Source organism: Paraburkholderia fungorum (genome assembly GCF_046027215.1).
In the GTDB taxonomy this organism is placed as follows: domain Bacteria; phylum Pseudomonadota; class Gammaproteobacteria; order Burkholderiales; family Burkholderiaceae; genus Paraburkholderia; species Paraburkholderia fungorum_D.
This window is the reverse complement of the sequence record NZ_JAQQEN010000001.1, coordinates 4,385,180-4,398,575: the sequence shown is the minus strand read 5'-3', so window position 1 is coordinate 4,398,575 and position 13,396 is coordinate 4,385,180. Positions and strand designations below refer to the sequence as shown.

At 61.9% G+C, this 13,396-nt stretch carries 14 protein-coding genes; 8 read left to right on the top strand and 6 right to left on the bottom strand.

Annotated features, from left to right (window positions below; all coding sequences use genetic code 11):
• Positions 1–47: 47 nt before the first annotated feature.
• The 8 genes from flgH (at position 48) to PQR27_RS19790 (ending at position 9,267) form a co-directional block, all read left to right on the top strand.
• Positions 48–746: a flagellar basal body L-ring protein FlgH gene (gene flgH / locus PQR27_RS19825; RefSeq protein WP_408525205.1), complete on the top strand. Its 699-nt coding sequence runs from the start codon at positions 48–50 to the stop codon at positions 744–746.
• A 2-nt stretch (positions 747–748) separates the two neighbouring features.
• Positions 749–1,954 carry a flagellar basal body P-ring protein FlgI gene (locus PQR27_RS19820; protein WP_408525204.1) on the top strand — a complete coding sequence of 402 codons (1,206 nt, stop codon included), beginning with the start codon at positions 749–751 and terminating at the stop codon, positions 1,952–1,954.
• 12 nt (positions 1,955–1,966) lie between these two features.
• The gene (gene flgJ / locus PQR27_RS19815; RefSeq protein ID WP_408525203.1) at positions 1,967–2,965 is read left to right on the top strand and encodes a flagellar assembly peptidoglycan hydrolase FlgJ; all 999 of its coding nucleotides are present in this window, start codon (positions 1,967–1,969) and stop codon (positions 2,963–2,965) included.
• A 317-nt stretch (positions 2,966–3,282) separates the two neighbouring features.
• Positions 3,283–4,056, top strand: coding sequence for a flagellar brake protein (locus PQR27_RS19810; RefSeq protein ID WP_408525202.1), 774 nt, complete (start codon positions 3,283–3,285; stop codon positions 4,054–4,056).
• Between the two features lie 106 nt (positions 4,057–4,162).
• Entirely contained in the window at positions 4,163–6,136 is a 1,974-nt protein-coding gene (flgK, locus tag PQR27_RS19805) for a flagellar hook-associated protein FlgK (protein WP_408525201.1), read from the top strand.
• A gap of 10 nt (positions 6,137–6,146) precedes the next feature.
• On the top strand, positions 6,147–7,370 hold the full coding sequence (flgL, locus tag PQR27_RS19800; protein ID WP_408525200.1) for a flagellar hook-associated protein FlgL: 1,224 nt from the start codon (positions 6,147–6,149) through the stop codon (positions 7,368–7,370).
• A 438-nt stretch (positions 7,371–7,808) separates the two neighbouring features.
• On the top strand, positions 7,809–8,786 hold the full coding sequence (locus PQR27_RS19795) for a DUF6402 family protein (protein ID WP_408525199.1): 978 nt from the start codon (positions 7,809–7,811) through the stop codon (positions 8,784–8,786).
• A gap of 1 nt (position 8,787) precedes the next feature.
• Positions 8,788–9,267, top strand: coding sequence for a hypothetical protein (locus PQR27_RS19790; RefSeq protein WP_408525198.1), 480 nt, complete (start codon positions 8,788–8,790; stop codon positions 9,265–9,267).
• 120 nt (positions 9,268–9,387) lie between these two features.
• Here the strand turns inward: PQR27_RS19790 and fliR are convergent, their stop codons facing one another.
• The 6 genes from fliR to fliM form a co-directional block, all read right to left on the bottom strand.
• Complete coding sequence (gene fliR, locus PQR27_RS19785; RefSeq protein WP_408525197.1) at positions 9,388–10,170, bottom strand: flagellar biosynthetic protein FliR; 783 nt, start codon at positions 10,168–10,170, stop codon at positions 9,388–9,390.
• A 34-nt stretch (positions 10,171–10,204) separates the two neighbouring features.
• Positions 10,205–10,474 (bottom strand): flagellar biosynthesis protein FliQ, encoded by a 270-nt coding sequence (gene fliQ / locus PQR27_RS19780; RefSeq protein ID WP_408525196.1) that lies wholly within the window; start codon positions 10,472–10,474, stop codon positions 10,205–10,207.
• Between the two features lie 65 nt (positions 10,475–10,539).
• Positions 10,540–11,361 (bottom strand): flagellar type III secretion system pore protein FliP, encoded by an 822-nt coding sequence (fliP, locus tag PQR27_RS19775; RefSeq protein WP_408525195.1) that lies wholly within the window; start codon positions 11,359–11,361, stop codon positions 10,540–10,542.
• A complete protein-coding gene (gene fliO, locus PQR27_RS19770; RefSeq protein WP_408525194.1) occupies positions 11,361–11,963 on the bottom strand; it encodes a flagellar biosynthetic protein FliO in 603 nt (200 codons plus the stop codon). The genes fliP and fliO overlap by 1 nt, the downstream gene beginning before the upstream one ends.
• The gene (gene fliN, locus PQR27_RS19765) at positions 11,960–12,403 is read right to left on the bottom strand and encodes a flagellar motor switch protein FliN (protein WP_408525193.1); all 444 of its coding nucleotides are present in this window, start codon (positions 12,401–12,403) and stop codon (positions 11,960–11,962) included. The genes fliO and fliN overlap by 4 nt, the downstream gene beginning before the upstream one ends.
• A complete protein-coding gene (fliM, locus tag PQR27_RS19760) occupies positions 12,396–13,394 on the bottom strand; it encodes a flagellar motor switch protein FliM (protein ID WP_408525192.1) in 999 nt (332 codons plus the stop codon). The genes fliN and fliM overlap by 8 nt, the downstream gene beginning before the upstream one ends.
• Positions 13,395–13,396: the final 2 nt, after the last annotated feature.

Here is a 13,396-nt window from a genome sequence, read left to right as displayed (position 1 = left end):
TGGGAATCAAGCGCGCCCCGGCGTGTTCTCGAAAGGCAGTAATCAAGATGTCGCACTTCACTCGTAATCCGGTTCATTCGCGCACCGCTCAGGCGCTCGTGCAGCTCACCCTGCTCGTGGCGCTGGGTGGCTGCGGTCTCGTGCCGAAGCAGCCGATCACGCAGCAGCCGATGACGGCCTTGCCGCCGCTGCCGCCGTCGGCGCAGTCACCGGGCTCGATCTACAACCCGGGTTACGCGGGCCGTCCGCTGTTCGAAGACCAGCGGCCGCGCAATGTTGGCGATATCCTGACGATCGTGATTCAGGAGAACGTCAACGCGACGAAGTCCTCGGGCGCCGGCGTCAACCGCAACGGCAGCACCAGTTTCGACGTGCCGACCTCCGGCTTTCTCGGCGGCCTGTTCAGCAAGACCAACCTCAGCGCGAACGGCGCCAACAAGTTCGCCGCGACGGGTGGTGCGAATGCTTCCAACACGTTTAGCGGCGTGATCACCGTCACGGTGACGGGCGTGCAGCCGAACGGCAACCTGATGGTCAGCGGCGAGAAGCAGATGCTGATCAACCAGGGCAATGAATTCGTGCGCTTTTCGGGTGTGGTGAATCCGAACACGATCTCCAACCTGAACGCTGTGTACTCCACGCAGGTGGCCGACGCGAAGATCGAATATTCCGCGAAGGGTTATATCGACGAGTCCGAGAACATGGGCTTCCTGCAGCGTTTCTTCCTCAACTTGTCGCCGTGGTGATCATGCGTACCGTCTTCTCACGCACCCGCCGCGTCGCGCTCGTTGCGCACCTCGCCCGCCTTGGCCACTTTGGTCGTGCGATGGCCTTGATCGCGCTCGCCTGCGCGGCGCTGCCCGCGGCGACGCCGGCCCATGCCGAGCGTCTGAAAGACCTCGTGCAGATTCAGGGCGTGCGCGACAACCCGTTGATCGGCTACGGCCTCGTCGTCGGTCTCGACGGCACGGGCGACCAGACCACGCAAACGCCGTTCACCACGCAGACGCTCGCCAACATGCTGGCGAACCTCGGTATCTCGATCAATAACCAGGCGGCGGGCTCGAGCAATTCGCAGTCTTCGCTGTCGAACATCCAGTTGAAGAACGTCGCCGCGGTGATGGTGACGGCGGTGTTGCCGCCGTTCGCGCGTCCCGGCGAAGCGATCGACGTGACGGTGTCCTCGCTCGGTAACGCCAAGAGCCTGCGCGGCGGCACGCTGCTGCTTACGCCGCTGAAGGGCGCCGACGGCCAGGTGTATGCGCTCGGCCAGGGCAACCTCGCGGTCGGCGGCGCCGGCGCGAGCGCCAACGGCAGCAAGGTGCAGGTGAACACGCTGGCCGCCGGCCGCATCGCTGGAGGCGCGATTATCGAGCGCGCGGTGCCGACCACGGTATCGCAAGCGGGCACCATGCAGCTCAACCTCAATGATATGGATTACGACACCACGCAGCGCGTGGTGGCAGCGGTGAACAACGCGTTCGGCGGCGGTACGGCAACCGCGCTCGACGGCCGCACGATTCAACTGCACGCGCCGAGTGACCCGGAGCAGCAGGTGTCCTTCATGGCGCAATTGCAGAACCTGGACGTCAAGCCGGCGCAAGCCGCCGCAAAGGTGATCCTGAACGCGCGGACCGGCTCGATCGTGATGAACCAGATGGTCACGTTGCAGAACTGCGCGGTGGCGCACGGCAATCTGTCGGTGGTGATCAATACGCAGCCGGTGGTGAGTCAGCCGGGCGCATTCTCGAACGGCCAGACGGTGGTGGCCAAGCAGTCGCAAATCCAGATGAAGCAGGACGACGGCGCATTGAAGCTGGTCACCGCCGGCGCGAATCTGGCCGAGGTAGTGAAGGCGCTTAACGCGCTGGGCGCGACGCCCGCGGATCTGATGTCGATCCTGCAGGCCATGAAAGCGGCGGGCGCTCTGCGCGCCGACCTGGAAATCATCTAAGGACGACACAAGATGAATTCGGATACGACCAATACCGCGAACGCGGCCAGCGCCGCGAACGACCTGAACCAGCGCTTTGCCCTCGACGTGCAGGGTTTCGCGAAGTTGAGCGCGCAGGCCAAGGCATCGCCGCAAGCCGGCATGAAGATGGCCGCGCAGCAGTTCGACGCGGTGTTCACGCAGATGATGCTCAAGAGCATGCGCGATGCGACGCCGCAGGATGGGCCGTTCGATTCGCATGACAGCGCCACCTTCACGTCGATGATGGATCAGCAGTTGTCGCAACAGCTGTCGCAGAAAGGCATCGGCGTGGCCGACGCCATGCTCAAGCAGCTGATGCGCAATCAGGGCATGCAGGTGAGCGGCGGCGCCGGAGGGTCGAGCGGCGGCATGGGCGCCCTCGGTGGCGGCAGTGGCGGCGACGAAGGTCAGACCGCGGCGCTGAACGCGCTCGCCAAAGCCTACGGCAATGCCCAGGCCAATGGCCAGTTGGCGACCGGCAAAGGCTACTCGGCCAACAGCGCGCTGACGCCGCCGTTGCGCGGCGACGGCAGCTCGCCGAGGGTCGATGCATTCGTCAACAAGCTCGCCGAACCCGCGCAAGCCGCAAGCGCGGCGACCGGCATTCCGGCGCGCTTCATCATTGGTCAGGCGGCGCTCGAATCGGGTTGGGGCAAGAGCGAGATCAGGAAGGTGGACGGTTCGACGAGCCACAACGTGTTCGGCATCAAGGCGACCAAAGACTGGACCGGCAAGACCGTTTCGACCGTCACCACCGAATATGTGAATGGCAAGCCGCAGCGCACCGTCGAGAAATTCCGCGCCTACGATTCGTACCAGGAAGCGATGACCGACTACGCGAGCCTGCTCAAGGGCAATCCGCGCTATGCCCAGGTGATCAATTCGTCGCATGACGTGAATGGCTTCGCCAACGGCATGCAGCGCGCGGGTTATGCAACCGATCCGCACTACGCCCGGAAACTGATGTCGATTATGCAGAAAATGGGCTGACCTGCCGTTAATACAGGTGCAGGCAGTTTCAGTCACACCGCATTACCAGTACGTGTTATCAGTGTGTATTACCGGCGAATAAACAGACGTCACGGATTGCGCGCAGACGTAGACCGGCGGTTTAACGTTTGCGGCAAATATTTCAATAGCGGCCCCTAAATTTTGGCCGGACGCTGCCGCTAATCAGTTAGACCCGATACCGGAAAGCGTTGTAATGTCCGGTTGAATGCGCGTACCGCGGCCTTGATGAGACCGCGCGAAAGCCCCGGCAGGAGCCGGGGGCACGCGCCCGCAAGAACAAGCATACCGGCAAGCCCATGGATACTACCCAGTCGAACGGCCAGACCGAAGCACCCGTCCAGCCGCACGCTGCACCTGAAGAAGGTGGTCACGATTTCGGCCGTCGCAACCCGCTCGAGATCGGCGTTCAGTTGCGCAACCTCGTGAATCGAGGCGATTTTCTCACCGTTCAATACGCGGGCGGCCAGCTCGTGACGCGCCTGCTCGATGTCGACGTGCGCGGACGCACCTTCACCTTCGATTGGGGGGCGTTGTCCGAGCAGAACGTCGGCCTGCTGGCGGCGCCGCGTTGCCAGTTTCACGCCGCGCCGGATGGCGTGCGCGTCGAATTCGCCACCGGCTCGCCGCGTGAAACCCGCTATGAAGGACTGCCTGCATTCGAGGCCGACTTCCCCGAGGTGCTGTTCTACGTGCAGCGCCGCGAGTACTTTCGCGTCGATGCGCCGATTCTCGATCCGTACATGTGCACGGGCCGTTTGCCCGGCGGCGACACGTTCCGCTTCGAGGTGCACGATCTGTCGCTCGGCGGCGTCGGCATGCGTACCGTGGACGAACGCGTAGCCGAACTGCCGATGGGCACGCGGCTGCTTGATTGCGAACTGTCGCTTGGCGGGCTCGGCCGCCTTTCGCTCGATCTGCAACTCGTGTCGCACCGCGCCACTGCGTTGCCTAACGGCACGCAGCGCTATCAGCTCGGCTTCCGTTTTGTGACGCTGCCCGGCAGCGCCGAAAACACGCTGCAACGGCTGATTACGCAACTCGAAATGAAACGCCGCTCGCTGGTGCGTTGATGCGGATTGGCCCTCAATTTTTCCTCGTGAGGGCCGTTAAACAGGATGTTCAAGTCACGCGGCGGCACGTGTACGGCGTCGCCCTTCAGGATCTTCAGGATCGCGCATGTCCAATCTCATCAATATCGGCCTCAGTGGACTGAACGCAGCCCAGTGGGGACTCACGACGACCGGCCAGAACATCAGCAATGCGTCGACGCCGGGCTATTCGATCGAAAACCCGATCTACGCCGAAAGCGGCGGCCAGTACACGGGCTCCGGCTATCTGCCGCAAGGCGTCTCGACCACGACCGTGACGCGCCAGTACAGCCAGTATCTGACCACGGAGCTGAACAACGCGCAGAGCTCGGGCAGCTCGCTGGCGACCTACAACACGCTGATCTCGCAGCTGAACAATCTGATCGGCAGCCCGACTGCCGGCATTGCGAGCGCGATTACCGGCTATTTCACCGGTCTGCAGAACGTCTCGAACAACGCCTCCAGCCTGGCCACCCGCCAGACCGCGATGAGCGGTGCGCAGACGCTCGTGAACCAGATCAACGCCGCGGGTCAGCAGTACGACGCGCTGCGCCAAAGCGTCAACACGCAGCTCACCAATACGGTTTCCCAGATCAACAGCTACACGGCGCAGATCGCCCAATTGAACGGGCAGATCGCCGCCGCCAGCACGCAAGGCCAGCCGCCGAACCAGCTGCTGGATCAGCGCGATCTCGCCGTGTCGAATCTGTCGCAGCTGGTTGGCGTGCAGGTCGTGCAGAGCAACGGCAGCTACAACGTGTTCATGGCCAGCGGCCAGTCGCTGGTGAGCGGAGGGAATAGCTACAACCTGGGCACCGCGCCTTCGACGGGCGACAGCAGCGAACTCTCGGTGCAGTATCTCGGCCAGGCGGGCGCAAATCCGGCGGCCACGCCGCAGAATATGCCCGACAGCAAGATCACGGGCGGTGCGCTTGGCGGGCTCGTGGCGTTCCGCAGCCAGACGCTCGATCCGGCTGAAGCGCAACTCGGCGCGATCGCCGTAAGCTTTTCCTCGCAAGTCAACGCGCAGAACGCGCTCGGCATCACGCTGGCCGGCGCGCAGGGCGGCGCGCTGTTCTCGGTGGGCGGCCCGACGGTCTATGCGAACTCGCAGAACACTGGCAATGCGTCACTGAACGTGTCGTTCGCGAACCCTTCGCAACCAACCACGGGCGACTACACCCTGGCGTACAACGGCACCACTTACACGCTGACGGACAACGCGAGCGGCGCGGTCGTGGGTTCGGCGACCAACCTGAGCCAGCCGATCAACGGCCTGAATTTTTCGACCACCGGCACGATGAACGCGGGCGACTCGTTCACGGTCGAACCGACCCGCGGCGCGCTGAACAGCTTCACCACGGCGACCACGGCCGCCTCGGCGATCGCAGCCGCTTCGCCGGTGCTCGGCGCGGCGCCAGCCACCAATACCGGCACCGGCGCGATTTCGCCGGGTACGGTGACGGCCGGCTACACCATGCCGAACTCGACTACCACGCTGACGTACAACGGCACGGGTTTGTCCAACTTCCCGGTGGGTTCGACGGTGACGGTGGCGGGCTCGCCCCCGACCACCTACACGATCGCCAGCGCGACAACTGTGGTGCCGTATTCGTCCGCCACGGGCGCGACGCTGACGATCAACAACGCCACCGCCGGCCAGATGAACAACGTGACGGTGACGATCAGCGGCGCACCGGCCGCCGGCGACAAGTTCACTATCGGCCCGAACACCGGCGCGACCAACGACGGCAGCAATGCACTGGCGCTGTCGGGTCTGTCCAGTGCGAAGGCATTGGCGGGCGGCACGGTCACGCTGGCGGGCGCGTATGCGAACTACGTCAACCAGATCGGCAACCAGACCAATCAGATTCAGACGTCGAGCACCGCGCAGTCCTCGCTGGTGACGCAGATCACCACCGCGCAGCAGTCGGTCTCGGGCGTGAACATTAACGAAGAAGCAGCCAATCTGCTTCAGTATCAGCAGCTGTATCAGGCGAACAGCAAGGTCATCCAGACCGCGCAGACCCTGTTCCAGACGATACTCGGCATCTTCCAGTGAGGCGTTGAACATGCGCATCTCCAGTTCGCAGTACTTCAACATGAACGTGTCGACCATGAGCGATCAGCAAGCTCAGTTGGCGCAGTTGTACGCCGAGATTTCGAGCGGATCGAGTCTCACCACGCCCTCGGACAATCCGCTCGGCGCAGCGCAGGCGGTGCAGTTGAGCACGACCGCGACCACCCTGTCGCAGTACACGAGCAACCAGGGCACCGCGCTTGCGTCGCTGCAACAGGAAGACTCGACGCTCGGCAGCGTCAACAACGTGCTGCAGAGCATTCACACGCTGGTCCTGCGCGCCGGCGACGGCTCGCTGAACGACGGCGACCGCGGCGCGATTGCCACGCAGCTGCAGAGTCTGCGCAGCCAGTTGATGACGCTCGCCAACGCCACCGACCCGCAGGGCAATTACCTGTTCGCGGGCTTCCAGAGCGGCGCGCAGCCATACACCACCAGTGCCTCGGGCGCCGTGACCTATTCGGGCGACACCGGCACGCGTGCCGTGCAGATCACCGACACGCGCACGATGCAGACCGCCGACAACGGCCTTTCGATTTTTGGCAGCGTCGCGTCGATCGGCACTAGCGCGGTACCGGCCGCCGTCACGGGTAACGGCGGTTCCGGCGTAATCAGCAGCGTGAGCCTGACGAATCCGACCAATCCGGCCAACGCGGACACGTATACGATCAATTTCACGTCTGCGACCACCTACACCGTGGACCAGACCGACCCGGCGACCGGTGTCGTCACGCCGGGCACGCCGCAGCCGTTCACGTCCGGCTCGGCGATTACGCTCGGCGGCCAGTCGGTGACGATTACCGGCGCGCCGAACGCAGGCGACAGCTTCACGGTGACCCCGGCCACGCAAGGTAGCATGGACGTGTTCGCGAACCTGAGCCAGCTGATTACCACGCTGCAGACGCCGGTCTCGGGCGCCGCCTCGACGGCCAGCTTCCAGAGCGGCCTGGTCACCAGCATGACCCAGCTCGAGAACACGATGAACAACGTCGTCACCGCGCAGGCTACGGTGGGCGGCCGCGAGCAGGAAGTGCAGGCACTGCAGACCGTCACGCAGACCAACACGCTGCAGACGACCAGCAACCTTGCGGATCTGACCCAGACCGACATGGTCAAGACGATCGGCCAATACACGCTGACGCAAAACGCGCTGCAAGCGGCGCAACAGGCGTTCGCGAAGATTCAGAGTATTTCGCTGTTCCAGTACCTGAACTGAACGCGCGAGTTTTGAATTAGAGAAGGGCGGAAGCCGGTGTGAGCCGGTTCCGCCCTTTTTTCTGATGCGCGTGAGATAGGCAGCGTGCGAATCTGGGAGACCGTGCTACTTCAACCCCATCGCCAAACGTCCCATCATTGCAAAGAATTGTCACGCACGGTTGACATGCGCGACCCCCAACCACCAAAGTCAGGCGATAACTGAAGGGGAGCAAAACAATATGCCTGACGCATACATTGGTAACCAGTCCGTTCCCTACTACAAAATCAATTTTCTGCGTTTAGGATGGTCTGCAAACGAGGGCGAAGAAGGTTGTCGGTGCGTCCATGAAGTCGCGTTATCGCTAGACCGCTTGCCGCCAGAGAACAAGAGTGCACCACTGCCGCCGAAGCGCATCCAGCCGACGTCGGTCCAAAAGAAAAAGACGCTGGCGATGGGTTGCTCGCGATCCTGCGTGGCATCGACCGCTTTAAAACGTGGCGCGATACGCCAGACCCACCGAAACAGCGTAAGGCGGAAAAGCAGCAGTCGCGGCAAGTGCCGCCATTCGACATTCAGCAGATTCCTGAGGCAATGCGAAAAGAGGACATGCCAATTTCCGCGAAACTAATGGAGCGATGGTTCGCGGGAGTGCTGAATTACTCCCCTACCGACGCCGACGAAGGAGCTGAACTCAGTCAGGACGGCAAGCCGTACCCCGAGAGCATGGTTGATCGAACAACGATAAAAATGAAATGGGTTCTTGGCTACGGGAGAGCGCAAAGACAATATGAACACCTTTTGTCGGACCTGATCTATAGCGACAGAGCGCGTACAGCCCTGACGAAAATACTACGTCGGCACGTCGACGCATTCGAATTAAGACCGTGGACAATGTGTGGCAATGACCTTCGGAGCCTGCACAAAAAATTCCAGTTCCAGCGCGCACTCGTAGGCAGCACACTTAATCAGCGTTTCATGCAACTGATTGAACGCGTTCCAAAGGGCGCAGTCCCCGACGACCTTTGCGGCGCGCTAGGTTCGTTCAATCTATATGCAGCAATAGCCGGGGCGAAATACAGTCTGGACCGGAAAAGCGCGGTTGTTACGCATATCGTCGTCTACATCAAAGACAATTACACATTTGATGCCATTCCCGATTCGCGCTCGCAATACCTGGGTCATTGGAACAAGAATGGGATCATCGTCGTTCCGGCTCTCGAACTTCTTAATATGGCTGGCGTCCCGTGGCTTGACTACCCGGTTGTCACGGGCGCTAACACTGGCGACCTGTATAAGGATGGAAAAGTCTTTTATCCCGTCAGGAATCACGACTTCCGCACGTGGCAACTTAAACACAAGCGCGGCGGCGACTTCATCATTCTTTCCGACTACATACCGATCTTTTTGAAGCGCCCGATAACGGTCTATATCTGACATGAGCCAACACGAATACGTGTTTAGCGCGATTCTCGTGATAGCAGTCTTCATCCTTGCCGCTGTAGCGATCCTCGGCGTTGCATATCTCATAGCTGACGAAAGGGACCGCAAACGTCGTTCTTTGCGGTTCATCCGCCTGTTCGGCATCGGCTTTGCCTGCGTGATGCTTGCTTCCTATGCTTCGGGATACTACGACAATGCCAAGGCGCGCGCAGCAGTAACGCAGTTCCAGCAAGAAACGTCGGATGGAGACGGCGGCCTTTACACAGCACGGTATGCCTACCTGGGCAATCACAAAATATGGCTTCGATTGTTCCGAGCTTCGGACATGACGTTGCTTGCCGAGCGGACATACTATGAACCCGATGCGCCACAACTGCTTTGGGCAAAGGATGCGCTTTTCTATGGCAACGAAGACGCCGGCCTAATACGGCTACCGCCGTCCATGTGGGACGGTCTAGTGGCCCGTTTACCGTAACGTGACCTCGACCCTACAGGATTTTTCTACGGCCGTTGGTGGCGCTGGCGGGATGCCGGTGTGAGCCGGTTCCACCCTTGCGTGCGAGACAGACTGACCGCGGGCCTGGAAGACGGTGAGCTACTTTAACCCCATCGCCACACGCCCCATCTGATCGATACCGATGTCGAACATGCGCGTGAAGAACGGAATCATGTTCGGGATCATCAGTTGCAACAGCAGCATGCCGATCAGCATCGTCATCGGAAAGCCGATCTGGAACACGCCGATCTGCGGTGCGGCGCGGTTGAGAATGCCGAGCGCGAGATTGGTAATCAGGAGCGCCGCGACCACCGGCAAAGAGAGCAGCAGCCCTGCCGAAAAAATCGTGCTGCCGAAGTTCGCCAGCGTGCGCCAGCCGGGCGCGCCCAGCACGTTCGCGGCGACCGGCAGCGACTGGAACGTCGCCAGCAATGCGCTGATCATCTGCAGATGGCCGTCGATCACCAGAAACACCAGCATCGCGATGGTGTTCATGTAGGTCGACAGCACCTGGCTCGAACTGGCCGCCTGTGAGTCGAAGAACGTCGCAAAGCCGAGGCCCATGCCCAGGCCGACGAAGTCGCCGGTAGCGCTGATTGCCTGAAACACGATCTGCATGGTGAGGCCGAGCGCGATGCCAATCAGGAACTGATTGACGATGATCCACACGCCCTCGGCGGAAAACACCGTGACCTGCGGCAATGCGCCGAGCGTGGGCGCGACGATGATCGAGATGAACGCGCCCAGGCCGATTTTCACGCGCATCGGCAGAGAGCGGTTGCCGAGCACCGGCGCGGTGGCGACCAGCGCAAGAATCCGCACGAACGGCCACAAAAACGCGGTAAGCCATGCGTTCAGTTGTGCGTAAGTGACGGAAAACATGGCGGCGAGAGAGAGCGGGAGACCGGCGGGACGCTCAGTTGACGAGCGTCGGGATATTGGTGAGCGTCTGGCGCAGATAGTCGAGCATGATCGTCAACATCCATGGCCCGGCGATCACCATCGTGATGGCGATGGCAAGCAGCTTGGGAATGAACGACAGCGTGGTCTCGTTGATCTGCGTGGCGGCCTGGAACAGACTCACCACCAGACCGACCACCAGCGCGACCAGCAGGAGCGGCGCGGCGAGCAGCAGGGCGACATACATGGCCTGGTGCGCCAGCGTCATGACGGATTCTGAATTCATGGTGGTTCGACCGGAAGCGTGAGAGGTTGTACGAAACGAGTCAGGCGCGACGAATACCGAAGCGCTTAAACGAAGCTCTGCGCCAGCGAGCCGAGCAGCAACTGCCAGCCGTCGACCAGCACGAACAGCATCAGCTTGAACGGCAGCGAGATGGTGGCGGGCGACACCATCATCATCCCCATCGACATCAGTACGCTCGCCACCACCATGTCGATGATGAGAAACGGAATGAAAATCGTGAAGCCGATCTGGAAGCCGGTTTTCAGTTCGCTGGTGACGAAGGACGGCACCAGCAGCGACAGCGGCACATCTTCCGGACCTTGCATCGGCGCGGCGTGGGAGATGCGGGCGAACAGGGCGAGATCGCTTTCGCGGGTCTGACGCAGCATGAAGGTCTTGAACGGCGCGAGACCGCGACTGACCGCCGTCTCCATGGGCATCGAGCCTTCGGAAAACGGCTTGTAGCCGTCGTTATAGGCTTTGTCGAGCACCGGCGACATCACGAACAGCGTGAGGAACAGCGCCAGACCCACCAGCACCTGGTTAGGCGGCGTGGTGGCCGTGCCGAGCGCCTGACGCAGCAGCGACAACACGATGATGATGCGCGTGAAGCTTGTCATCATCAACACCATCGCCGGCAGGAACGACAGCATCGTGAGCAGCAGCATCGTCTGCACACTCAGCGAGTACGTCGTGCCGCCGTTCGGGCCGGGGCTTGTGTTGAACGCCGGCAGACCGGCGGTTTGCGCGAACGACAGCGTCGGCAGTGCGAGCATCAGCGCAGGCAGTGCGACGGGTGCGGCGCGGCGCAACGCGGAAGCGATTCTGGCGGCGCAGGACGTGCGCGCGGCGTGCGCGTGACGCGCTGATTGAAGACTGAACTGCATTACCGATCCCCGCCGCCTTGCCCGTTGAAACGTTTGCCCATTTCGCCTTTTAACGCGTCGCGAAAGCGTTGGCCGAAGGTGCCGGGCAAGGTTGTGCCGGGGCCTGGCGCGGCCGGCCGCATGCCCGCGACCGTATCGACCGCGGCAGAGCCGGCCGGCAGCGTGTGCAGGAGGCGCACATTGCCGGGCGCCGTGCCGAGCACGAGCCACGTATCGCCAATCTCGACCACTGCGACCCGCTCCTTGCCGCCGAGCGAGGCGCCGCCGATCGTCTTCACGAGACCGCCGCGATTGGCCGGCTGCAAGCCGAAGCGGCGCGCGAGCCACGCACATCCGAAGACGAGGCCGATCACCACCAGCAGACCGACGATCGTTTGCAGCACCGCGCCGACGCCGAGCGCCGGAACCGCGGTGCCGGCGCCGACACCCGAGGCGATCTTCGCGGCGTTGTTGACCGCATTCATGTCAGCGGCGTGCGCCATGAGCGGCGCGAACATCAGTGCCGATGCAAGCGTGGCCGTCGCTGTGAGTATTGGGCAATTGGGAACATTGCGCGACGCGGACAACACGGACAACGCGGCGCGACCGGCAACACGTTTCATCGATTCAACTTCCGGATGCGTTCGGACGGCGTGATGATGTCGGTCAGGCGAATACCGAACTTGTCGTTGACCACCACCACTTCACCCTGAGCGATCAGACAGCCGTTGACCAGCACGTCCATCGGTTCACCGGCCAGCCCGTCCAGTTCCACCACTGAACCTTGCGCGAGTTGCAGCAGGTTGCGGATCGCGATCTTGGTGCGGCCCAGTTCGACGGTCATCTGAACGGGAATGTCCAGGATCATGTCGATGTCATTGCGCGTCGAGGTCGGCTCGACTTTCGACAGCGGCTGGAATACGCCAGCCGTGGTCGCGCTGACTTCCGTGTTGTCGTTCTGCTCGGCCAGCGCGCTGGCCCAGTCGGCCATCGCCGCGTCGTCTTCGGCGCCGACTGCGTCGGCAGCCAGTTCGGCCTCAGTCTTTGCGTTCAGGTCACTCATATCCACCTTCCTTCATCGTGTCGGCTGCGCTGATCATCTTCTGGACCCGCAACGCGTACTGACCATTGAAAATTCCGTAGCCGCACTCCATCACCGGTACGCCATCGACTTTCGCCGTGATGTGCTCGGGGATGTTGATCGGCAGAACATCGCCTTTGCGCATGTTCAGGATCTGTTCGAACGTGACCGGCACCTGGGCCAGGTCGGCGGTCAGTTCCACTTCTGCTGCCTGCACCTGCTGCGACAGCACACGAACCCAGCGGCGGTCGACTTCGAGCGCCTCGCCCTGGATCGGCGACGAGAGAATGTCGCGGATCGGTTCGATCATCGAATACGGCATGCAGATGTGCAGCGTGCCGCCCGTCGTGCCGAACTCGATCGAGAACTGCGTGACGATGACGATTTCGTTGGGCGTCGCGACGTTGGCGAACTGCGTGTGCATTTCCGAGCGCACGTATTCGAACTGCAGCGGACGCACGCTTTTCCACGACGCCGTGTAGTGCTCGAACGTGAGGTTGAGCAGCTTCATGATGATGCGTTGCTCGGTTGCCGTGAAATCGCGGCCTTCGACGCGGGTATGAAAACGCCCGTCGCCGCCGAACAGGTTGTCGACCACGAAAAACACCAGATTCGGGTCGAACACGAACAGCGAGGTGCCGCGCAACGGCTTCACGTGGACCAGGTTCAGGTTGGTCGGGATCGGCAGGTTGCGGGTGAATTCGCTGTACTTCTGTACTTTCACAGGACCGACTGAGATTTCCGCCGAGCGCCGCATGAAGTTGAAGATACCGACGCGCAACAGGCGCGCGAACCGGTCATTGATGATTTCAAGACCGGGCATCCGGCCGCGGACGATGCGTTCCTGCGTCGCGATGTTGTACGGGCGTACGCCCGTATGCGTGGCCTGCTCGGATTCCGAGTCGGACTCGCCGGTTACGCCCTTGAGGAGGGCATCGACCTCCTCCTGGGACATGAACTCTTCGTGGCCCATTC

Coding starts and splice junctions, on each gene's coding strand:
- flgL (WP_408525200.1), top strand. CDS start 6,147: ATGCGCATCTCCAGTTCGCAGTACTTCAACATGAACGTGTCGACCATG.
- fliR (WP_408525197.1), bottom strand. CDS start 10,170: ATGTTTTCCGTCACTTACGCACAACTGAACGCATGGCTTACCGCGTTT.
- fliP (WP_408525195.1), bottom strand. CDS start 11,361: ATGCAGTTCAGTCTTCAATCAGCGCGTCACGCGCACGCCGCGCGCACG.
- fliN (WP_408525193.1), bottom strand. CDS start 12,403: ATGAGTGACCTGAACGCAAAGACTGAGGCCGAACTGGCTGCCGACGCA.
- fliQ (WP_408525196.1), bottom strand. CDS start 10,474: ATGAATTCAGAATCCGTCATGACGCTGGCGCACCAGGCCATGTATGTC.
- fliO (WP_408525194.1), bottom strand. CDS start 11,963: ATGAAACGTGTTGCCGGTCGCGCCGCGTTGTCCGTGTTGTCCGCGTCG.
- flgK (WP_408525201.1), top strand. CDS start 4,163: ATGTCCAATCTCATCAATATCGGCCTCAGTGGACTGAACGCAGCCCAG.
- PQR27_RS19790 (WP_408525198.1), top strand. CDS start 8,788: ATGAGCCAACACGAATACGTGTTTAGCGCGATTCTCGTGATAGCAGTC.
- PQR27_RS19810 (WP_408525202.1), top strand. CDS start 3,283: ATGGATACTACCCAGTCGAACGGCCAGACCGAAGCACCCGTCCAGCCG.
- PQR27_RS19820 (WP_408525204.1), top strand. CDS start 749: ATGCGTACCGTCTTCTCACGCACCCGCCGCGTCGCGCTCGTTGCGCAC.
- fliM (WP_408525192.1), bottom strand. CDS start 13,394: ATGGGCCACGAAGAGTTCATGTCCCAGGAGGAGGTCGATGCCCTCCTC.
- flgJ (WP_408525203.1), top strand. CDS start 1,967: ATGAATTCGGATACGACCAATACCGCGAACGCGGCCAGCGCCGCGAAC.
- flgH (WP_408525205.1), top strand. CDS start 48: ATGTCGCACTTCACTCGTAATCCGGTTCATTCGCGCACCGCTCAGGCG.